Annotated in this window: 15 protein-coding genes; 9 read left to right on the top strand and 6 right to left on the bottom strand. The window is 55.8% G+C overall.

What is annotated here, in order from left to right:
• Positions 1-246: 246 nt before the first annotated feature.
• Both DI579_RS03840 and DI579_RS03835 read left to right on the top strand, forming a co-directional pair.
• Positions 247-1,695, top strand: a complete 1,449-nt coding sequence (locus DI579_RS03840; protein ID WP_303678734.1) for a hypothetical protein — start codon at positions 247-249, stop codon at positions 1,693-1,695.
• Positions 1,696-2,092: 397 nt separating this feature from the next.
• Positions 2,093-2,791 carry a hypothetical protein gene (locus DI579_RS03835; RefSeq protein ID WP_303678733.1) on the top strand — a complete coding sequence of 233 codons (699 nt, stop codon included), beginning with the start codon at positions 2,093-2,095 and terminating at the stop codon, positions 2,789-2,791.
• Between the two features lie 68 nt (positions 2,792-2,859).
• Here the strand turns inward: DI579_RS03835 and DI579_RS03830 are convergent, their stop codons facing one another.
• Positions 2,860-3,075, bottom strand: coding sequence for a hypothetical protein (locus DI579_RS03830; RefSeq protein ID WP_290599389.1), 216 nt, complete (start codon positions 3,073-3,075; stop codon positions 2,860-2,862).
• A 48-nt stretch (positions 3,076-3,123) separates the two neighbouring features.
• Between DI579_RS03830 and DI579_RS03825 the strand changes: the two genes are divergently transcribed.
• The 4 genes from DI579_RS03825 (at position 3,124) to DI579_RS03810 (ending at position 10,740) form a co-directional block, all read left to right on the top strand.
• Positions 3,124-4,500 (top strand): hypothetical protein, encoded by a 1,377-nt coding sequence (locus DI579_RS03825; protein ID WP_303678732.1) that lies wholly within the window; start codon positions 3,124-3,126, stop codon positions 4,498-4,500.
• Positions 4,501-5,141: 641 nt separating this feature from the next.
• Positions 5,142-8,153: a hypothetical protein gene (locus DI579_RS03820; protein ID WP_303678731.1), complete on the top strand. Its 3,012-nt coding sequence runs from the start codon at positions 5,142-5,144 to the stop codon at positions 8,151-8,153.
• A gap of 243 nt (positions 8,154-8,396) precedes the next feature.
• Positions 8,397-9,857, top strand: coding sequence for an FAD-binding oxidoreductase (locus DI579_RS03815; RefSeq protein ID WP_303678730.1), 1,461 nt, complete (start codon positions 8,397-8,399; stop codon positions 9,855-9,857).
• Positions 9,858-9,978: 121 nt separating this feature from the next.
• Positions 9,979-10,740, top strand: a complete 762-nt coding sequence (locus tag DI579_RS03810; protein WP_303678729.1) for a decaprenylphospho-beta-D-erythro-pentofuranosid-2-ulose 2-reductase — start codon at positions 9,979-9,981, stop codon at positions 10,738-10,740.
• 132 nt (positions 10,741-10,872) lie between these two features.
• Here the strand turns inward: DI579_RS03810 and DI579_RS03805 are convergent, their stop codons facing one another.
• The 4 genes from DI579_RS03805 to DI579_RS03790 all read right to left on the bottom strand — a co-directional run bounded on the left by DI579_RS03805 (position 10,873) and on the right by DI579_RS03790 (position 15,004).
• Entirely contained in the window at positions 10,873-12,069 is a 1,197-nt protein-coding gene (locus tag DI579_RS03805; protein WP_303678728.1) for a hypothetical protein, read from the bottom strand.
• A 296-nt stretch (positions 12,070-12,365) separates the two neighbouring features.
• Positions 12,366-13,211 (bottom strand): hypothetical protein, encoded by an 846-nt coding sequence (locus DI579_RS03800; protein ID WP_303678727.1) that lies wholly within the window; start codon positions 13,209-13,211, stop codon positions 12,366-12,368.
• Positions 13,208-13,435, bottom strand: coding sequence for a hypothetical protein (locus DI579_RS03795; protein ID WP_303678726.1), 228 nt, complete (start codon positions 13,433-13,435; stop codon positions 13,208-13,210). Before DI579_RS03795 ends, DI579_RS03800 begins: the two co-directional genes overlap by 4 nt.
• 291 nt (positions 13,436-13,726) lie before the next feature.
• Positions 13,727-15,004 (bottom strand): hypothetical protein, encoded by a 1,278-nt coding sequence (locus DI579_RS03790; protein WP_303678725.1) that lies wholly within the window; start codon positions 15,002-15,004, stop codon positions 13,727-13,729.
• Between the two features lie 516 nt (positions 15,005-15,520).
• On the opposite strand from DI579_RS03790, the gene DI579_RS03785 reads away from it, so the two are divergent.
• Positions 15,521-17,677: an arabinofuranosyltransferase gene (locus tag DI579_RS03785; protein WP_290598559.1), complete on the top strand. Its 2,157-nt coding sequence runs from the start codon at positions 15,521-15,523 to the stop codon at positions 17,675-17,677.
• A gap of 45 nt (positions 17,678-17,722) precedes the next feature.
• Complete coding sequence (locus tag DI579_RS03780) at positions 17,723-18,265, top strand: hypothetical protein (protein WP_290598561.1); 543 nt, start codon at positions 17,723-17,725, stop codon at positions 18,263-18,265.
• 236 nt (positions 18,266-18,501) lie between these two features.
• On the opposite strand, the gene DI579_RS03775 is transcribed toward DI579_RS03780, so the two are convergent.
• Entirely contained in the window at positions 18,502-19,896 is a 1,395-nt protein-coding gene (locus DI579_RS03775; protein ID WP_303678724.1) for a hypothetical protein, read from the bottom strand.
• Between the two features lie 324 nt (positions 19,897-20,220).
• Between DI579_RS03775 and DI579_RS03770 the strand changes: the two genes are divergently transcribed.
• Entirely contained in the window at positions 20,221-23,643 is a 3,423-nt protein-coding gene (locus tag DI579_RS03770) for an arabinosyltransferase domain-containing protein (RefSeq protein ID WP_303678723.1), read from the top strand.
• Positions 23,644-23,739 lie beyond the last annotated feature (96 nt).

Genomic DNA, 23,739 nt, shown 5'->3' with positions numbered 1-23,739 from the left:
CGCCCCAAGCGCATGCCCCCCACACACACGTTTCACAGACCCCACCACAAAACTGTGTAACCTACACTCCCGCTTCAAATATCACCAAAATTAGGAAACATTACCTAAACATTTTCAGAAGACACTTCAGTAACAATATGAACTTCTGCCAGATCACTAGCATTTGCCACAGCCCTGACTATCCTTAGAAAGGAGACGCATCCCAGTCGCACATTTATACTCATTCCTACTCAAGGAGAAAATACAATGAGAGGGATAAACAAAGTGGCCCTAGGAATTTCCCTGGCTGCTTTATCTCTTACAGCGGGCAATGCAATGGCACAAGCCGAAGAAACACCCGCCGACACTCCCATCGCAGTCCTACGCACTGCACACGACACCGTTAACAACATTGCTCACCATGATGGCTCCACGCACCCCATCATCACCATCGAGCACCACGACACGGACCATAAAGACTCCACAAAACACGCACCACTACCCCCACGCGAAATCCTAGATTTCCTCACCCAATCACTCAACCTTGCTGGCCGCGACATCCTCACAGGCGCCACCAAACACACAAGCGCCAACCATACAGGTACAGACAGTGACGACACCACAGGTATTAGCGAAAACGAATACCGCACCATCATTGGTAGCACCGTAGCTGGAGCACTAGCCGGAACCCCCATCGGTGCAGTAGCCGCCGGACTACCAGGGGCGTTCGTAGGAGGCACAGTAGGATCCGTTGCTGGCCATCTAGGCGGAAGACTAGCCGGCAACATTATCGGTACAGTCGCCGGAGCTATCTCCGAAGTACTCCTCACCATGCCATTTTACGTACTATTCGGAGCAGCACGTCGTGCCCCCCTCGGCATCCTCCCCGGTATTGTTATTAACCCCATCCACAAATGTCTTAAATCCTCTGCGCTAGCCGTCATCCCCACACTGATGGTCACCACACCGGCCGCACTTATCAGAGGGACAATCGCTGTTCTTCCCAGCCTTACAATAGGGTCCATTCTTGGAATAATGGGTGGCCACCTCACTGCTATGGCAGTAGGTGCCATCCTCGGCGGTAGTGCTACTCGCCTCTGCGTGCCGCTAGGTGGTCCAATCCTCCACACAATGGCCTTCCTCTTTGGCGCTGCTGCCGGAGCACTTCTTGCCCGGTTAGGACTCAGCGGCATTATCGCCGGACACGCTGGGCTTCTACTCCTATGCCTCCCCCTAGCAGGAACGCGCACCCTCTTCAAAGCCGCAATAGCTGCCACTATTGCTGGTCTTCCCACTTTCATCGTTCTTAAAACTGGTATCTTTTTCCTGCTATCCCTACGCAATGCGGGTAGATTCGCCATCATCCTGGCAACCTTTGGTGGAATCCTTGGCATGCTGCACTGCGCCATAACGTCCTTCCTCCTTGGTGGACTGCTCATTGGCCGTCTTATTGTGGCAACCATTCTGGGACTCGTTGGCCCCATCGTTGGCACCGCCCTCGGCATCCCATTTGGTGCCGCAGCCGGTATTCCCGGTGCTCTTACCTGCGCCCTCCTCGGTGCAGCCCTAGGTGCCGGTATAAGCCTTGCCATTGTTACTCTTCTTCACAAGAAGGACATCACCGTTAAAGGCTTCGGAAAAGACGACACTGCTAAGAAGATGACGAATCCTCTCGACAAGATTCGTACTCGTAGCAACTACGCGCTAGCCGCCTAAGCCTTCATATATAGCATTACGCCATAACGTATTAGTGGGTGGGATACCTTCCTTTTAAGGGGAAGGTACCCCACCCACTTATGTATTAAGTATTAAGGACCGTGCAGTATCTCCACTACCTACGACACATGGTTATCCCCAAAGATGTAGCCCTCGATAAAAGAATGTATAGAGAGTAAACAAAGCTGTAAAAATACATCTAAAGAACATCAGTTGTTCATGACCAACTCCGTACAAGTGGTCTTTTACTGCGAATAATGGAAAACGAACCCTGTTCTCTCGCTCTGTACGCTACTAGTACTTCCGTAAACTGGCATGACATATTGCGGATACTATAATGGCATCGAGGAATAATTCGATAAGTCAACGTATAAGAGATTACTAAAAGGAGAAAGCTATGAAACAAGTGGCTAGATGGGCTGCGGTATGCTCCTCCGCAGCCTTGTCACTCGCTATCGGTAGCGGAATAGCACACGCACAAGAGGTGACCACTACCCCATCGTCACCCGCCTCCGCCACCACAGCCAGTGTGCTGCACAGTACTGGCTTACACAGTACTGATCTACACAGTATTACTGTGACTACCCAGGATCTCCCGTCCTCCCCCACACTTCCCAATACTGCAGTCAACTTTGTTATTGACTCCACCACCCTGGCAGGCCGCGACATTCTCAAAAAGGCGGAGCGTACCGCACAGAACGCTGCACAGAACCTGTCAGCCAGTATTGCCCCCACCAGCAATAACGGTAATGGGGGCAAAGACACCCCTGAAAACATTGCCCGAGCAGCCGGAATAGGCGCCGCCATCGGAGCACCCGCCGGAGCAATCACCGGCTCCATCGCCGGCATACCCGGGGCACTTGTTGGAGGCGGCATAGGAGCTAGCATTGGCTACCTTGTTAGTAAGCCAATCGTCAACACTATTGGTACGCTAATCACCACTGGCGCAGCAGTCATTCCCAACACCATTAACACAATTGGTGTCCTTGGTAACGGCAGCCTCGCTGCTGTCGCAGCTCCCGCTGCAATCCTCAACAGTGCACAAGCTATTAACCGAGCCATTGCCGCTACCGCAGTAGCAGTTGGCACCCCCTAGCGATCCCCGTATCTATTCTGAACGGCATACAGGCCATCAACCGTACAGCTGGAGCAGCTTGGCATAGCCTAAAAACTGCCGGCTTCGGTGCCGCAACTCTCATCAACGGCACTGAAACCCTCGCCACCATCGGCGGAGCCATACTTACCAGCACCACCGCTGTTGGACTTGGCACCCTGGCCCTTATAAACACCATTCAAGCCTTTAACCGTGGCATTGCCACACCGCTTGCCGGCGTTATCTCCGGCGGAACCATTATCGGCGCAGTAATTGACTACCTCCAAGCCGTCAACAGAAGCAGCATTGCGCTGCTCAGCGCAATCCCGGCTCTCTTGAACCCAGTAGGCGCTGCCCTCTCAGCCCTTAACGGTATCCAAACCATCAACCGGCTGATCCCCCAGCTAGCGGCCTCCTTCGCCACGGTTCTCAACCTCAACCTGGCAACCATCGACGCTATCCAGGCCTTCATCATTAATGGGCCACTGGCACTACTGAACGGCACTATCGTATTCTTCCTTCTCCCACAGACTGCCCTCGGCATAGCACTTATCCTGCTAGCCATTGCCCCTGTGGTGAACCCCATCATGTTCCGCGTCATATCGTGGGGCTTCGGCATTCTTGCCATTAATTCCGTTAACTTCCTCTTCGTAATGCCAACGCTGGGTCTCAAGATCGTCATGACCTACTCCACTGGCATAAACGCCATCCTGTGGGCCATCAACAGATTCTTCTCCGAGATCTCCGCAGCTACAGGGCTTATCTTCGCCCTTACCTTCGCGGTCTTCTGCCCCGCACTGGGGCTTGCCGGCGCCCTGCTAGCAGCCCCCGGCATTATTAACACCGTCGCAGGCCTCCTCAACGGGGCATTAGCGCTCTGGAACAATACCTGGTTCCTTCTCCTCAGCGGCCTCACCTTCCTCGTTGGAAACCTGGCACTTCTGGGGCTCCTCCCCGTTATCCACCACGCCATCTGGTTCCTTGGACTGGGATTCCCCAACATTCTCGTTATCCTTGGCACCATTAGCGCGGGATTCCACATCACAATCTCCGCAGGTTGCGCACTCCTAACCGCCATCTTCGCCGGTATAGCACTCGCTACGAACTTCCATACCGTCATGGCTATTCTCCTGGGCAGCCTTGCCGTCATTAACAGTGGACTCATCCTCCTTAACGGTGGCCTCACACTGTGGAACAATGCAGGTTTCCTCGCCTTCATCCTTCCCACCATTGCTAACGCTGCACTCGCACTTATCTACCTGGGTCTTGCCGCAGTAGACAGTGCGAAAGCCATCCTTACCCCCGCAAGCGGCATTACTGCCAGCGCACTCGCTGCCCTGGCAGTGCTACACGCCATCAACGCAGCACTATTCAGTGTCCTTGCAGCATTCGGCGGTATCAACGCGTTTGGTTTCACCAAAGCCAACATTCGTAGTGCTCTCCTCTCCCTGGCAATCTTTGCCATCACAGCACTGGCAGGACTTGCTATCAAGGCACTGAGCAGCAGTGTTGGTACCACACTCGGCGCACTCGGCGGTGGAATCTCACTAGCAGCCCTCGGCGCAGGCGTAGGTGCCACCATCACAGGCGCACTCGGTGCCGCAGCTGCCCTTGCCTACCGCTACTACAAGACGAAGACGACGACAGCTCCCGCCCCCCATGCCTGCCCCGAAGAAAAAGGGAGGAAACAGCAAGGGCAACAAAGGTGGTAAGAAAGGCAGCAACGCCAAGAAAAAGAAGGCCATGAGCCTTCACGGCAACTACGCTGCCCAGGGCGACTACGTGCTAGCCGCCTAGCATGGGAAACCACTAGATAGGTGCAGGAAGTTCATTACAAGCCGCCAAAAACATCAAATACGACGGCAAAATAATGACAACAAAAATAAAAATAAGGACACTACTAGGACACTAACAAGAAGAACGACATCGAGAAGAATAACAAGATTCTCATCGTTCACACTGGCACTGCCCTAACTGCCCAAAATCCTGTACCGCTAGAACAATTCCAGACAGAACTACAACACGAACAATAATTTAATAAGACCAGTATGTGGCGCTTTTCCTAACAGGAGAGGCGCCACATATGTATGCAGCCTATATAACAAGCAACAGCACATATAGCACACATAACTAGATAGCGTTTACGCAATAACATTATGTTTCCTACATATGTCCAGGACATAAACATATGCACCAAAAACAACAAAGAAACGCGTAATTTATCACACCCCCACGCTAAGTTCGGTAGAAACTCTTACTTTCCCCCCTCGAGAGAGCTACGTTAAAAGTAGGCAACTATTTGACAATACCTATTACTAAACCTATTACTAGCTTTCTCACGGAGGAGAACACCATGAGAGGAATAACCAAAGTGGCCCTCGGATTCGCCGCAGCCACACTATCTCTCAGTGCTGGTGGCGCGATAGCAAACGCACAAGAGGTACCCACTCCACCATCGCCCACAACGCATACTGTTGTCCACCATGAGCCGCTAGCACTAGCCGGCACCATTGAACAACACATACAAAACCACCCAACGGTGCCCGCAGGAGAAATCCTCGACTTCCTCTCCCAGTCACTCACCCTCATAGGGCGTGACGTCCTAACCAACACCGGCAGCAACACCGCCCACCCTGCACAAAAGAGTGACGGGACCACCACAGACGGCTCCAACGAGGACATCCTGGGAGAAATTACCACCGCAGCCACAGGCACTCTTGTTGGTGCACTAACAGGAGGTACTGCCGGAGGACTCCTCAGCCTACCCGGAGCGCTCATAGGCGGCGGAACTGGCTCACTCGCCGGCATCGTCATCGGCAAAATCGGTGGCGGCCTTACTGGCACAGCTATAGGCACCGTCACAAAAACCATTATTGACCTACCACTAGCAGTACCCCTAGCACTAGCACACGCAGTTGAAGGCGGCATTGTCGGAAAACTAGCACTACCCCTTACTAAAGGGGGAATATCTGCCGTCGCCGGGGCACTACCCGGCGTACGAAATGCTGGAATAGCAGGCGTACTGTCCTTTATCCCAGGACTAGTAGTAAACGGCATCTTCGGTGGTCTACTCGGCAAGCCGATACTCATCATCGTCAAGAACATCGCCGACCTCGCAAACGCCACCATCATTCCGGCTGTAACAGGACTCCAAGGACTCCTAGTAGGCAACGTGTTGGGAGGCTTGCTTTCTGACGGTATTCACTTCATTGAAGGAAGCATCGTTGGCCAGGCTGTTGGCGCAGGTATCGCCCTCCTCAACGACGGAATAGCAGCCCTCGCCGGAGGACTCATCGGAGCAGGAATTACCGGCCTTATTGCTGCCAGCATTAATGCCCTCATCGGACTCTTCAACAGCTGGCCAATAGGAGCCACAATAGGGGCTATTGGGGCTGGCGTTGCTGGCATCATCACCGCCCTCCTCGGTGACGGCCTCGCTATCCCACTACGCTGGATCGGCGCCCTCGGCGGATTCCTCACCGCCCCCATCGCCGGCATCATCACCGCCCTCCTCGGTGACGGCCTCGCTATCCCACTACGCTGGATCGGCGCCCTCGGCGGATTCCTCACCGCCCCCATCGCCGGCATCGGAGGACTATTAGTACCTACTGCTATACCTTTTGCAATCGGAGTCTTTGGATCTCTGATGGCAAGCTTTGTCATGGTTCAAGTTGGTGCGATTATGGCCATAATTGGTCTCCTCCACATCACAGGTATCAACATCTTCCTACTCGGTGTAGCAATAGGCTTTAACAATCTGCTTAATGGTCTAGGACTAGCAGTACTGTTCCGTGTAATACACGGTCTCATCGGACGTGTTCTCGGATTCCTCGCCGGAGCAGCCATCGGCAAACTCCTCGTCTTCGCCGCTAACATCGGCCTCGCCCAACTCCTCGGCCTCACCGCACGCATCCCCGGATTCCTCCTCGGAGCAGCCATCGGCAAACTCCTCGTCTTCGCCGCTAACATCGGCCTCGCCCAACTCCTCGGCCTCACCGCACACATCCCCGGATTCCTCCTCGGAGCAGCCATCGGCAAACTCCTCGTCTTCGCCGCTAACATCGGCCTCGCCCAACTCCTCGGCCTCGCCGCAGCAGCCTTCGCCTTCCTCCCGGTGGCTGGTATCGGTAAGGCTCTTGCTGCAGGATTCGGCTTGGTCGTGGCTTTCATCATTGGTCATATAGCAGGGAAGCTGGCTTTCCTGCCTGCCGCAATCATCGCCCCGCAGATCATCTTCGCTATCGGCCTGCTGGTTCCCCTAGCTGTCGGTTTCATCGGTGGTATTGCCGGTGTTGGTCTACTTCACTGGATAGCCCGCATTGCTGGCTGGATCGTTGGGCCCATGGGTGCCATGCTGTTCGGTATTGCAGGTTTCAATATTGCTGTAGCCATCAACACTGTTTGCTGGTTCCTCCTTCTGCCTCTCTTGCTCACACCGCGCCTCGGTAAGGGACTGCTTGTTCTGCCCCTCGCCCTCGTGTTCGCACTGAAGATTGCTGGTCTGGCCTTCATCATCACTGAGATGTTTGTTGGTCTCCCCGTAGCAGGCCTTGTCTTCATCGGGCTCAGCGTAATAAACGGTCTCATCGGTGCAGGCGTCTTCGCCGCAGTCGGTGCTGTCCTGGACCTGGTGCTGAATGTACCGTTCGCCTTCATCACCAGCCTGCTCGTAGAACGACTGATAGGTGCCACAATCTTCGGATTCTTTGGCCCCATCCTGGGAAGCCTGATCGGTGCAGTTCTTGGATCCATCATCGGCATTCCCGGCGCCATCATCGGGGCTATCATCGGGGCTGTTATCGGAGCTATCTCCGGTACTGCCAGCGGGCTCCTCTTCAGCAAGGGAATTCCCTACATTCTGCAGACTCTCATCCCGCAGATATGCGCACAGATCGGTCGCCCCGAACTTGCCAAAGACATCAAGAACACTGTTATCGGCGTCCTCAAGATTGTTGGTCCGATCCTCTCCATAGCGCCCGCCACCTCTGCTGGGGCACTTGTTGGATTCGGCCTCGGAGTTGTTATAGGAACCGGAGCCATCATCATTGGCACAGTAGCCGGAGCCATCATTGGCAGCATCATCGCCGTCATTATCCCGATCCTCTTCATTGCCGCACCCATCGGCTCCATCATTGTTGGATTCGGCCTCGGAGTTACCGCCTTCGTTATCTCCGCTGGAGTTGGAGCAGTAGTTGGTGCCGTCATCGGGACAATCATAGGCAGTGTAGTTACCGCTATTCTTCAAGGAAACAAGAAGAATCCCGCCACTGTACTGGCAGAAAAATTGCAGACCACCACTTCGGTTGACACCCCAGTTACCGTCCGCAATAACACCATCCAAAACGACTACGCGCTAGCCACCTAACAACCACAACCACATAAACAACTCAATACATAACAAAACTGGGGTGCCCTCCACCAACGGACGGGCACCCCAGTTTTATGCATGGGGGGCAGCGCACAGACCGCTGCGCCCCGGCACAGCTGCAGCGCGCAGGCTACACCACCCCCTGAGAGGTACTCTGCACACACCCCACCTAAGCGGTCCAAGTCACAGTGCGCACTGTACAGTCAGCTGCACCAATGCGAGTAGACTCGAAACGAACCTATGAACTCATGGAGGACAACAGTGAGCACTCCGTCACAACCCCCATACGACCTGCACACCCAGGCAAAAACCCTAACCGGCTGGGGACGCACCCAGCCCTCCACTGCCCAGGTACTCTCCACCAGTGACCCGGAGGAGATTATCCGTGCCGTCAGTATGGTCGCCGATGACAACCAGACGAAACCCAGCTACCTGAAACGCGGTGTTATCGCCCGCGGCCGCGGCCGCTCCTACGGCGACCCCGCCGCCAACTCCGGTGGACTCGTCATCGACATGGAGCCGCTCAACACCATTCACAGCATCGACCCCGACACCGCCATCGTTGACGTAGACGCCGGCGTCACCCTCGACCAGCTGATGAAAGCCGCCCTCCCCTACGGCCTCTGGGTCCCCGTCCTCCCCGGCACCCGCCAAGTCACCATCGGCGGTGCCATCGGACCCGACATCCACGGCAAAAACCACCACTCCGCAGGCTCCTTCGGCAACCATGTGCGCAGCATGGAACTACTCGTCGCCGACGGCCGCGTCCTCCACCTAGAACCCGCCGGCACCCCCGACGACCCCGACGGCAGTCTCTTCTGGGCCACCGTCGGCGGCATGGGCCTCACCGGCATTATCCTGCGCGCCACCATCGAAATGACGCGCACCGAAACCGCCTACTTCATTGCCGACGGCGACGTCACCCACACCCTGGACGAAACCATCGCCTTCCACTCCGACGGCTCCGAAGTAAACTACACCTACTCCTCCGCCTGGTTCGACGCCATCAGCGCCCCACCCGCACTCGGGCAGGCCACCATCTCCCGCGGCTCCCTCGCCACCCTCGACCAGCTGCAGGAATACGCCCCCAAACTGGCGAAAGACCCCCTCAAGTTCAACGCCCCCCAGCTGCTCACCGTCCCCGACGTGTTCCCCAACTGGTGGATGAACAAATACATGATGATCGCCATCGGCAAAACCTACAGCGCCCTCGGCGGCACCTACCGCAACAAGATCAAGAACCTCACCCAGTTCTACCAGCCCCTCGACCTCATCGGTGAGTGGAACCGCGGCTACGGCTCCAACGGCTTCCTGCAATACCAGTTCGTGGTACCACGCGAAGCCGTCGACCCGTTCAAAGAAATCATCTACGACATTCAAAAATCCGGGCACTACTCCGCCCTCAACGTGTTCAAACTGTTCGGCGAAGGCAACCAAGCGCCCCTCTCCTACCCCATGCCCGGCTGGAACGTATGCGTGGACTTCCCCATCAAACCCGGCCTGGGAGACTTCCTAGACGACCTGGACGCCCGCGTCGCAGAATTCGGCGGCCGCCTCTACCTGGCCAAAGAATCCCGCACCAGCGCCGAAATGTTCCACAGCATGTACCCGCGGATGGACGAATGGATAGCCACCCGCCGCCGCATCGACCCCGACGGTGTGTTCATGTCCGACATGGCCCGCCGCCTAGAACTCAACTAGCCCACTGCGGGGTGGTGTACTGCACCCGCTGCGCTGCCCCCGCCCCCCACACTGCGTCACCCTCACACTTTGACCCGTTCCCCCGGCTGGCAGGACGCCAGCCATTAAGGAGACCAACCCCATGCTGAACGCTGTAGGTGTACCCCAAAAAATCCTGCTCCTCGGCGGCACCTCCGAGATCGGCCTAGCGATCTGCGCCGAATACCTCCACCGCGGCCCCGCTGAAATTGTCCTGGCCGCCCTCCCCGGCGACCCCGCACTTGCCGACGCCGTCACCCAGATGGAATCCGCCGGGGCGAAAAAAGTAACCACCCTAGACTTCGACGCCACCGCCTTCGACACACACCCGGCCGTCCTCGACGCCGCCTTCGCCGGCAATGATGTAGACATCGCCATCGTGGCGTTCGGCGTACTGGGCGACAACGAAGAACTATGGCAGAACCAGGCCAAGGCTGTACAGGCCGCCCAGATTAACTACACGGGCGCCGTCAGCGTGGGCGTGCTCCTGGGCCAACACATGAAAGCCCAAGGCCACGGGCAGATTATCGCCATGAGCTCCGTCGCCGGGGAACGCGTCCGTCGCAGCAACTTCGTCTACGGCTCCACCAAAGCCGGCCTAGACGGCTTCTACCGAAACCTAGGCGAGGCCCTATCCAAGGATGGTGTGCACGTGCTAGTTATTCGCCCCGGGCAGGTGCGTACCCGCATGTCCGCCGGCGTGAAAGAAGCCCCGCTGACCGTCAACAAGGAGGATGTGGCACAGATGGCGGTGGATGCTGTGGATAAGCACAAGACGCTAATCTGGGCGCCGCCGCTCTTCCGCTTCGTCATGATGGGCCTGAAACACATTCCCGCCCCGCTCTTCCGGCTACTGCCCATCTAGGATATGTACAGATATAAAGTGGTGCCCCTCCGATTGGAGGGGCACCACTTTTCTATGTTGTTTCGTTGTCTCTCTTACAGAAACAACTTATACAGGCAAGTTATGCAAGCAACTTATGCAGGCTCAAACACCTTACGCAGCTACAGGTCCGGGAAGAGCACCAGTGGCAGCAATTTCCTTGAGGAAGGCGAGCACTGCAGGTGCGTACTTAGCGACAAGAGCATTAGCACCCTTCAGACCCTTCACAAGTACCTTGCCCAAAGCAACCGTTTCGGCAGTAACAGCCTTGGGGTCAAGATGAGACTTGGGGAATAGAAGGATAATCACAGCAGTGAGGAAGCTCGGGTCCAGAACACCCAGGCCGGTAAGAAGTGCGGTTCCATTAATGATGCTTGGAACGAACAGGACTACCTTGGTGACCTTTCTGGTAAGACGAGCTTTCCGAAGAGCACGGGGGAGATTCTTTGCAGCACCAAGAACGAAGAGGCCAGCGCCAACAGCAAGCAAGGTAGTCTTTTCAGCCGCATCGGCAGGAGCATAGGCACCACCAATCAGCAGACCGATGCCAACAAGCTTCTGCAACTTACCAAACTTATTTACCTTATGAGCAAGGAATCGTACGGAAAGAACAGGGGTCAGAAGGGCTGTAGCCACAATAACGTGCCTAGTGATGTGGGCAATAGCAAGAGTATTCACAATCGCTAGGTTGTTGAAAACACGAACCGGGGTAAGAGCAACGTGAGCAATAACCAGGCCATTGACAAGCGCTGCCTGGGTAACGACAGCAGCGGTCGTAGCACCAACAGCCAAACCGCCAACGACAGCAGCGCCCGCAAGACCAATACCAGCTGCGGCAGTTGCGCCGACGCCCGCGAGAGCAAGACCAGCAACAGCAGGAACGAAAGCAGGAGAGGACGTGACCATATCAACGACTTCTTCCGGCTCCATGCTAGTGATGTCGTTGTACACCTGGCCTATGCCACCGTGGACTGGAGCGTTGGAATCTTGATCGTCGTTGTCGGAATCCTTCCCGCTGCGAGCGTCAACAATACGAATGCTGGTGCCGTTGGACATACGATCCCGGGAGGAAAGAACATTGTATCCCGCTAGATTAATGGAATCTGAGAGGAAATTGAGAACCTCATTGACAGGGATAGATGGCTCTGGGGTTTCCTGAGAAACACCGAGAGTATTAACAACATGAAGCGAGGGGACTTGCACAGGAGCAGCTTCTGCACTTTCCTGTGCGTGAGCCATTCCGCCACCAAGGCACAGTGACAACGCAGCTGCGGCAAAAGCGGCTGCACCAGGCAACACAAATTTTCTCACGAATACTCCAAAAGTGATAACGCCCTGAAATGCACCCACCGAGAAATAATTTTTGGTGACAAATGATGCACAGACGCTGAATTAATAAAGACAAGAATTATAAAATGCTTAGAATTTACTCCCACGTAACGGTAATGATTTTGTTGCATATTATGCAGGAAAAATTCCACCACTATGCATTTACACGACACCTAGCGCACACTATAAATGCTACATTCCCCCTGCTACAGCACATATTTCGCGCTACACACACTATGCACCCAGCTCGCAACCATCATGCAACTGCAGTGCAACTATCATGCAACCAATGCATAACTGCTGGGCACCATAAAGTAATCATCATTACTTTTAGCCGCATCGTCTTCAAGCCGAGAAATCTTAGCAATCACAATAGCGGCGATAGTAAGAATAGCCAGTACAGAAGCAGTAATACCGCCAAGCACACCGCCCGCCGCAAAACCTACAACAATACCCGTAGGAAGAGCCAAAACAGCAGCCTTACCTGCGCTAAAAGCACCCAATGTTAAAGCCGGGAATATCCCCAATGTCGCCAGCGGCGCGGTAACACCACACAGGATAACTATCGACAACAGATGTAGAAGATGAGCAAGTCCGAAAAAAGCACCCACCGCAGTAAAGGCAATACCGGGCAGCAGGCCAAGCACCATCATCACAACACCGGCAGTAAAAATAGGGCTCCCCACACCAGTCTTAATAGTTTTAACGCCTAATGCTTCACCACTAATACCAATGAGAAACATGGCAAGGCCTCCATGAAACCAGAAGGGCCACGTTACCTCCATCACAGCAGTAGTAAGAGAACTCAACAACCTAAGAAAATGGCTCGCTACCCCCGCCACCATAGACGGCAGTAAGGAAACACCAAGGCCAGCAATAATAAACGGAGACTCAACAAGCGCAGCAGAAGAAACACCAGCAAAAGCCACCGCCGCAGCAGCCAGGATAGTACCTGCCAGAGCCCCGGCACCAGCACCAAAAATACTCCCAGGAATCGCGCACACAAGAATAGCCAGAGGAGCCGCCGCCAAAGGTTTTAACTGCTCCAGGAGATCGGGGAGAGTGACGGTGCTATCATCATCGTCCAGCGGGTCTATAACACTATCCACCAGGCGGGTGTTCATATCAGAGGAACGCTTATCTCGGAGCTTATCTCGGGACTTACCCCAATATTTCCCCCGGTGTTTACCCCAGTACTTACCTCAGTGTTTACTGCATGGATAGTGGAAGCAGGGAGGGAAAGGATAGCATCCGATAATTCTTGCGCATTCGCCACTCCACTATGGGTAAAGAGTGACAGTGCAGCTGTTATGACCGCAGCTGCCGCGGGAAGAATAATTTTCTTCAAGGAATCTCCTAGGGAACGTCATACGCATACCACATGCACTTACATATACGGAGTGTGTGCACATGTTTATGGTGTTGACTGAGTGAACTTATCGTATCGAATTTTCAACAACAATAAAGATAAAAAGCTACTTATCTCTAACAAAGGCGACTAAGAGTGCTCGCAACAGATACATGGATACACAATGGGGCGGTGTCCTCTTTACTGGACACCGCCCCATTGGCGACTATTTAATTAGTGTCTCCTTGTTATCTCCCCAGATAAAACATAGGAGAGTCCATGTGATCCGAATTAAGCAGCGAGTGCGTAATCAGACTGGATAGCCTTCAGAGCATCCTTAGCGCTAACTTCTCCCGAAGCAGAGGTACGGAAGAGATCACCGGAACCGATGACCGCTATAGCGATGAGGAGTCCCAGAAGGGCACCGAGAGCGAAGCCGCCGAAGAAGCCTGCAACTCCACCCACGAAAGCACCGGCGGGAGTAGCAGCAATGGCAGCGAAGGGGAGACGGTGTGGAAGAGCACCTACGGCAGCGCCACAAACGAAGCCAGTAAAGAAGTAGATGAGAGTACTGGCAACGAAGAGGAAGATACCAAAGAGTTTAAAGGCAATACCAAGGCTGAGCCACGGTAGGAGGAAGAGGCTGAACCCAATGAGGAAGGTATTGACGAGAGTCATAAAGGTGATAATCATTGGGAAGCAAAGCAGAGCAAGTGGCCACAGGAGAATGCACAAGCCTACTACAACGACGTTAATCACTATTCCGAGACCACCGAAGAAGAGGGGGAATAGCATACCGATAGCGTCACACAACACACCAACACCGAAAGCACACATATTCAGGAGAATGCCCCACCACATTCCGTATCCAGTGGGGAACAGGGAGAATATAACCCCGTTAACTACCATGGACGCTATTGGTGACGTCACAAAACCGACAACAGCACCAACGACGGAGCCAACAACGGCGCTCATGAGTCCAATGGAATCCGCAAATGCGGGAACAGCAACAATAGTTCCCATAATGGCGGAGGGGGTGAGGTGGCCGAGGAAAACGTTGAAAACAGCTCCGAAGTTAATGTCACCATCGGGGCCAACCAGCTGCGGCGCAGGAGCGGAACCAGCCTGGTTACCATCAGCAGGAGTCTGACCAGATGCAACTGCATGGCCCAGAGCCTTAGCTGCTAGTCCAAGAAGAAGGGCAGGATTTAAGCCAGCACCGGCAGCACCGGCAGCGGCACCTGCGGCAGCGCCAGCAGCATCGGCACCGGCACCTGCACCGGCACCAGCAATGTTACCGAGAACGTCGCGGCCAACGAGGTAAATAGAATCAGAGAGGAATGACAGAATGTCTCCAACGGGGACGTTGGGGGAACTACCCTCACCATCGCCCTCTTCTTGGGGAACACTCAGAGGATTAAGGTTAGCGGCGTGGAGTGAATGAGTTTGCACAGGTGCAGCAGGAAGATCTGCCGTCTCCTGTGCATGTGCCACACCTCCACCGAGGCAAAGTGACAGCGCAGCTGCGGCAAAAGCAGCCGCACCAGGCAACACGAACTTCTTCTTCACTAGAACTCCAAAAGTGAGATGAGAGTCATCCTGCGAACGCCACTTAATAGCTTCTCAAGAAATTCTTAAAAGCTTCCCAATACACGATTGAGTTCAGTGGCACAGGATAAACGATTCAGCAGTACGGAAGAATCGTAAGCCGTGCGAAATAGTTACTACAAAGTAATGAAAAAATAAACAGCAACACAAGTACCCCCAAAACTACCCCCGTTATATTTAAGAAACCCCTAACCTGTGGATTTACCTGAGAAAAATATAAACTTATTACAGTGATAGGAAAATGCAAATGTACTACACTGTGCGCTGTTTTGTACTGCTTAGGCACAGTGAGACACACTCATGCGTCTACTTGTCTTACTTTTGGAGAACGTTATCGGATAATCATAGATATCCAATAGTGAACACTAGGTAAACAGTACACCAATAACAAAAATATCAGCAAACAAGTACCCTAAAGACAGCTCGCATCGTCGTAGAACAGATACCGGCGCGACAATAAGGATACAAAGGAGCACCATGGGACCATCACACGGAGCACAACGCACCCGACGCGATACCCTCACACTCACCCTCCTGAACCTCCTCGCACTCCTCGGCGGATTCCTCCTCCCCCTCCTTATCCTCTGGGTCCTCACCCACAACCACTTCCCCGCCTACGGAAACAGCCACTTCATCCGCAGCCTCACCACTGTCGCCCAAGTAATCCTCTGCCTGATCGTCCTCGGCTGCGCCGCCTGGGCACACGCAGAACGCCGATACGCAGAACGCCACCGCACACAGCTCGAGCAACTGAACCAACTGACAAACTCCCAGAAACAGTCGCACAAAAACTCCCGTACCAGTGTGTGGCGCACCCACTTCGGGCCCGGATTCCTTGCCTCCCTCTCCATTTCCGCGCTGGTCACCGTCTCCCTCGGCCTCCCTCTCTCCGCCACCAAGCTCTACCTCCACGGCATTAGCGCAGACCAAGCCTTCCGCACCGAATACCTCACCCGACTCACCGACAGCACCACCCTCCACGACATGGCTTACCAGGGCATGTCACCCTACTACCCCAGCGCCTGGTTCTGGCTAGGCGGCCGCTACGCCAACCTCGTCCACCTGCCCGGCTGGGAAGCCTTCAAACCCTGGGCCATTATTTCTCTCGCCCTCACCGCCAGCATCATCACCACCCTCTGGTGCACCATCGTCCGCCCAGACCTCGGCATCCTCATCGGCACAACGACAGCACTGGTCACCACCGCCTACGGCAGCGCCGAACCCTACGCCGCCATCGTCGCCATGACGCTCCCCCTCGTCTTCGTCCTCGGCTGGCGCGCCCTCCACCCGCAACCCGACACACCCGCCAACGGCTGGCCTGACGCCGCCGGTGCCGCTATCCTCCTAGGGCTCGGCGCCTGCACCTATACCCTCTTTACCGCCCTCGGCGCCCTCACCCTCGTCCTCATGGCGATAGCTCTCTCCATCCACCGCGCCCGCCAGCAGCGGGACAAGCAGCGTGATATGCGCAGTGAGCAGGACAGTACGCGCAACACGCAGCGCAGTGTACCCAGTACACAGGACAACACGTCCAGCGCGCAGCGCACCCGACGGAGCGCATGGCAGCCCATACTGCGGCTCCTCATTATGGGGGCCGGCGCCCTCGCCCTCTCCTTTATCCATTGGGGCCACTACCTGGCCGACGGACACGGCACAACACACAGCACCAGCGGCAGCGCCCTCCACTACCTGCCCGAGGACTCCGCCAGCCTCCTCCTCCCCATGTTCACACCCGACATTGTGGGGCTCCTCTCCCTCATCGGCCTTATCTGGCTTGTTGCCGCATTCCGCAAACGCCGTATGGCCCAAGCACTTAGCATCGGCATTATCGCCATGTACCTCTGGGAACTCATCTCCATGGTGGACGTCGCCGGCGGCGTCACCCTCCTCGGCTTCCGCATTAACCTCCCCCTCATACTCGCCTTCGCCCTCGCCGGCGTCTGCGGCATAGCCGACGGCACCCGCTACACCCTCACCCGCATAAAACAACGCGGCGATAACGCGAGTACTGCCCGGACTGTCCACGCCGTCATCACCGTTATTGTGGTTCTCCTTGGGGTAGGCCTAGCCCAAAACATTCCCGCCACCCTCGACAGTGACATTCGCCTGGCCTACTCCGACACCGACGGCTACGGCACCCGCGCCAACCGCGAACCCGCCACCGACGCCGCCCACTACCCGCAGGTCAACCAGGCACTCCTCGACGGTGCCACCACCCGCCTAGGACACCCCGCCACCGCCCACGACATCACCATCCTCACCACCGAGGAACCACTCCTGGCCTACTACCCCTATTGGTCCTTCCAAGCCATCAGCCCCCACTACGCCAATCCTCTCGGCCTCTACGAGCAGCGCAACCACCTCATCGAGGACTGGGCGCACGCCACCAGCACAGACGACCTCCTCCACAAACTCAACACCAGCCCCTACCCAGCCCCCAATGCTTTCGTCTTCCACCGCGACGGCAACACCTACACACTCCTGCTTAGCGAAGACGTCTACCCCAACCAGCCCAACGTGCACGACTACACCGTCGCCTTCCCCGCCAGCCTCTTCCAGCACCACTGCTTCCTGGTGAAAAACGTGGGGCCGTTCGCGGTAGTGACCCGGCTCTGCCACACCACACAGCACTAGCCACACTACACGTGGCAGCATTCTAAGACACGGTATCCTGGGACTATGAAGAACACGACACGAATCCTCAGCGCAGCCGCCAGCGCCCTCCTCGCCCTCGCCAGCGCCGGCACCATCGCCCACGCCGACACAAACTCCGACACCGCACCAGAAGGCCCCCTCGGCCCACTAAGCGACCGTAACCCCTTCGCCAAAGACGCCAGCCAACTGAGCTGGGGAAACAAAAACATTCCCACCGGCAGCCAAATCCGCCACGAAATGAAAGACGGCAAACGCCCCAGCTGCACCGTCAACCTCAAGGACAATAAAGCCTCCGCCAAGTGCGTCAACAACACCAACACGCACTACTACGCCATCATCACCACCACCTGCCCCGTTAAAGACCAGAATGGCCGCACCACCTACAAACCAGCCAACAGCCCCTTCGCCATTCCCGCACACCGAAGCGGTGGAGCAACCGCCCGCTGCGCTGCAGGCACTAAAGCCAACGGTATTAACCTCATTGGGCCACTTACCAGGGAAGAAGTTGAACTAATCCAAAAGAGTGAAGACAACCAAAAAGAATTCACCATCAAAACATTCCTATAAGCACATTCCTTATAGGCACAGCGTTAGTTACTAGCTAGCCAGGCGCAAAACAGACTCCCCATAGTTGAGGATAGTTAAGGGTGGCGACTCCATTACGGAGCCGCCACCCTTAACTTCTTTTATGAACGTGTACGGTACAGTACTCTTCTATCTCTACCGGTTCTATCCCTTACCAGTTCTTACCTGCAGATAAGCCCTACAGATAAGCCCAGTATGGGATCAGCCGGAGATCTCACTTACGCTGCAAGCGCGTAATCAGTGGGGCGAGGAATAAGATTTCCGATCTTCTTACCCGGCTCCTGCGGATCATTCAGCGGCGAATTCTTACGCATTAGCGGATTAACAAAGAATGCATACATAATGGCCAGCATAAGATCAGCGGAACCACCCAAAACATTCACAGCGAAACCGCCTACAAGGCCTACGACAGTACCAAGCTTAAGCCCCACAAACATTCCACTAAGAGCGCCAATAACAAGACGGGCAATAACAGGGATAAACAACCCTATAAAGAAGCCCGGTATGGAGCCAAGAATACTGTCCAGCCCAACAATAGCAACGGGGACAAAGGGAGGAAGCATAAGTATTCCAACAACACTAATAGCACCAAGAATTGTTAAGACAGCCTTCAATAGGCAGCCCACACCTATCAACAGACCGATACCGCGAAGCCCCGGAATCAGTAACAGGACGAAACTTAAGACAACTTTCACGACGTACACAGTGACCGCAATTCCGCTAAGCAGAACAGTCGGGATAAAAAGTACCGGAGAAAGAAGTAGTGCCTTCGTCACTAGCAGTGCGCACGCAGGCCAGTGAAGTAGCGCCCATCCCACCATCACAGATACCACTGGCAGTAGGGGAATGAACAGCAATTTAGACGTTATTTGTGCTGAGAATACAGGGGCAAGAAGAACATTCACTAGCGGTCCAACAAGAAAACCGTCAATAGCACTTTTCAGGCCAACAGCTATACCACTAGCAACCGTTCCCACAACAATGGCTACCCCCGCATGCATGAAATTTGATGCAAGCGCAATAGCTCGGGGAGCGAACGCTTTCACAATATTCATAATCTCCTCAGCGCTAGGAGCATTTCCCCCTTGAGCACTGGGATCATCCCCCTTCTGCGGAGCAGGAAGAGGAAGATTACCGGATTTCACCTGGGCCAGAAGATCCTTTAGTTTCGCAACAAAAGCTACAGCAGCCTCATTCTGGTCAGCAGTATTGTTCTTATCGGCAATACTCTTCTGGATAGCATTATTCTTCTGACCAACAGAGCCCTTCTGACCAGCCTGGCCAGCAGCGTTATTCTTACCGTCCTTACCGGCCGTATCGTTCTTGCCAGCAGGGACAACCTTTCCTGTCAGCACATCTCGACCAGCCAGATTAAGAGAATCAGCCAGGAATGAGAGTACCTCACCAGTAGGAACCATCGGAGACTTTTGCTGGACATCACGTTGCTGAGCATTACGAAGAACACCAGCAGTGGCTTCCTTTACATGGTTAACCACCTGTGCGGACACGTGCCCGGTAGAAACCTCTTGAGCATTTGCCGCCGCACCACCACAGCACAACGACACGGCAGCTGCCGCAATAGCGACACCACCAGAAACTAGAAACTTTCTCACAAAAACTCCTTGTAAGACAACATATTTTGCATGGACTACAACGTGTCCGCACCCGTCATAGTAGTACGAACTACCTACCTATTTATCCAGTGCAGGAGCTCTTATTTATCGTCGGAAAAACACTAAAAATACAGTGCTACAACATTTCTAATAGAAAATACTGCTGTATTGTCTATGCGGATGCACTGGTACAGTGTTATTTTCTCGCCATCTGTTCAACTAAAAAACAAAAATTTACACAAAAGATTAATCTCCAAGCAGCAAGAACGTCATCTACCTGACACCCATATCCCGAAAATAGTGGCAAACAAGTAGGCTTAGAGCGTGACTACCAGCCCCCACCAGAGCACAAACCCCACCAGTATGACCACAGACGCCACGTCCACTTCCCAGCCTGCACTCGATACACACGAGAGCTCACACGACAACACACGCAGGGACACACATAAGGGCGCACGCGGGAACATGCACGGTAAGCGCGTCGCCATTCTGGCCACCATCACCGGCATTATTGGCTTCCTCCTGGCCATCGCCTCCGCTGTTCTTCCCGTCCAGCAAAGCGTCGCCACCATCGACTGGAACCAAAACACCCAGCCTGCTGGTATCACCTCCCCCCTCGTCTCCTACATACCGCAAAACCTGGTCGTCACACTCCCCTGCGGTAGCGTTACCAACGCCCCCCAAAACACACTTCTTTTCTCCACTGTTCCCGCTAAATCCGCTAATGCTGGCAGTGAGGGCATGCAGATCCGCCGCGCCCCCGACGGCACCGGCACCGACACCCTCTCCATCACCTCAAAAAGCCACCTCCTGTTCGCCATTCCCGTCTCTGAACTAGAGAAACAGCCCGCCGACTGCCGCATTACCACCACAGTACGGGCAGATGCCGGACCCTCCGACCCCTCCGTATTTGTCACCGCCACCGCCACAACTTTCGCCATGTCAACAGCGGATAGTGACAACCCCAAAACCGACAGCCCCATCAGTGGCGAACTTGCCACCGACTCCACCACCCGCCCACAAGTTGTTGGCTTCTTCACCACCCTGCCGCATGGCACCCGCATTCCTGGACTAACCGCCCACATGGTGGTAGACACCCGCTTCTCCACCAGCCCCACCCCCCTCAAAACCACTCTCATGGTTCTTGGGATTGTCGCCAGCCTGGCCAGCCTAGTCATGCTATGGCGCATTGACCGCATGAGCTGGCGCTACCGCCGCGACAGCCACACCACAGACGCAGACAGTGCAGACGTAGCCAGCGTCAGCAAACCCGGCGTAGGCGTGTGGGTGACGGACGCCGTCGTCACCATTCTGTTGCTTGTCTGGCACTTCTTCGGCGCCAACACCTCCGACGACGGCTACCTCCTGAACATGGCGCGCGTCGCCGACCACGCCGGCTACATCTCCAACTACTACCGCTGGCTCGGCTCCCCCGAATCTCCCATCGGCTGGTATTACAGTATCCTCCAGGCACTCACCCGGATCAGCACCGCCAGCCCCTTTATCCGCATCCCCACCCTGCTCGCCGGCATTATCAGCTGGTTCATCATTTCCCACAGTCTTATCCCCCGGCTGGGCGCCGCCTTCCGCACCAACACCATCGCCTACTGGACCGCCGGCATGTTCTACCTGGCCTGCTGGATGCCCCTCGACAATGGTCTCCGCCCCGAACCCATTGAGGCCGTCCTCTTCATCGCCTGCTGGGCACTGGTAGAGCGCGCCATTGCTAACGGCACTCTGCTGCCCGGCGCGTTCGCTATTCTGGCTGCCGCGTTCGCTATTGGTGCTGGCCCCACCGGCATTATGTGCCTGGCTATTCTCTTCGCCGGGTTCCGCAGCTATTGGCAGAACATTCGCATGGGTGTCTACACCCTCCGCACCGCCGGGGAGGGCAGCGAAGGCAGCAAAGGGGCAGGCAAGGGTGCCCATAAAGGTGCCAGCAAGGGGCTGGCTATTGTCAGTATTATTTTCCCCATTCTGGCCACCGGTTTCCTTATCCTCTACACGGTTTTCGCCGACCAAACCCTGGGCGCTATGCGAGAAGCTGTGCGCGTCCGCACCGAAATTGGCCCCAACCTGGGCTGGTTCGAGGATAAAGCCCGCTGGATTGCCCTCTTCGGCATTAGCCCCGACGGCTCCGTCACCCGCCGCTTCCCCATCTTCATGATGCTCATGATCCTCGGCATCATGGTATTCATCATTGCCCGACGCAAACCCATTGCGGGCCTCTCCACCCCCGTCCTCACCCGCGTGGCCGGCATTAGCATTGGGTCACTCCTCCTCCTCACCCTCACCCCCACCAAGTGGACGCACCACTTCGGTACTTTCACCGGCATTATCGCGGTTGTAGGCGCAATAGGTGCCGTCCTTATGACAAACCGAGGTATTGCCGTCACCCGCAACCGTTGGCTAGCCGCCGCCACCACCGTCGCCGTGACCGCGCTGGCTTTCACCGCCAACAATGACTGGTGGTACGTCAGCCAATTCGGTATTAACACCACGCACGATGAGCAAAACTTCCCCACCTTCTGCGGTAAAGCCATCTCCACCTGGTTCCTGGGGCTAGCACTCCTCTTCCTGCTAGTGGCGGCCATTCTGCACTTCTTCCCCAGCATTGACCACAAACTAAGCACCACCAGCAAACCCGCCATTCGTAAAACCACGAACTGGCTGGCCAGCAAACCTATTGTGCTGGCTGTTCTCAGCACTTTCGTGGTGGCATTCAGCCTGGCGTCCTTCCTGGGCGCCTACATTAGCCGCCGCCCCGCCTACACCGTGGGGTCCGCTAATATGGAGGCACTCCGCGGGCGCCCCTGCTCCCTGGCCGACCAAGTACTTGTAGAGCCGGATCCGGGCCGCTGGATCCTCCACCCCGTTGACGGGGGCAGCCTCGCCAACGCTCTCGCTGGTACTGTCCGCAATGGTTTCCAGGAAGGTGGCCTGCCCGACAGTATCGACGACAACCAAACTGAACTGAACACTGGTGATGCCGTAGAAACCCCCGATCGGCAAAACCACAAGATTCCCCCCTTCGGCCTCCCCCTAGATGTTCCCATTCTGGGCACCTACCGTCCCGATAACCAAGTATCCGCGCACCTTGTCACCAGCTGGTATCGTCTACCCGCACAGCGCGACGATAGCCCCCTCCTGGTCCTTACCATTGCCGGCACACTTAAAGACACGGCCGTACACGTGGAATGGACCACGGACGACCTCACCGCACCCAACGCCAGCACTTCCGGCACCGGCGCGCCCAGCACTGACGCGCCCGGCACCGGCACCTATCGGGTGGCCGGCCGCCTGGTCCCCATGGACCCCGGCCCCACCCCCAGCTGGCGCAACCTACGGCTCCGCCGCCCCCACGACATTCCCGCCAACGCCACCGCTATCCGCATAAGTGTTGACGACACCTCCCTCGACACAGACAAGTGGATAGCCGTCACCCCGCCGCGCGCCCCCCAACTCCGCACCCTCAACGAGGTTGTGGGCAGCACCGACCCGGTTCTCATTGACTGGTCCGTGGGCCTTGCCTTCCCCTGCCAACGCCCCTACCACCACCGCAATGGCATTGCAGAACAACCCAAGTGGCGTATCCTCCCGAACGGCCGCAACGTTGAATCCGCCAACTCCTGGGAGGACACTTTCGGCGGCGGACCCCTCGGCTGGACAGACCTCCTCTACTACGCCGAAAACGTCCCCACCTACCTCAACCACGATTGGCTACAAGACTGGGGCGCCCTCCACTAGCCCCAAGCCACTAGCCCCGGAGCACTAGTGCGCCGGGACAGTCCGGGGTGTGGCTTAAGAGCACCCGACATGGCCTAGGCATGACTCTGGGTAGGC

It is taken from the genome of Lawsonella clevelandensis, from assembly GCF_003241315.1.
GTDB lineage: Bacteria > Actinomycetota > Actinomycetes > Mycobacteriales > Mycobacteriaceae > Lawsonella > Lawsonella clevelandensis_A.
This window is presented reverse-complemented; position numbering and strand designations above follow the sequence as displayed.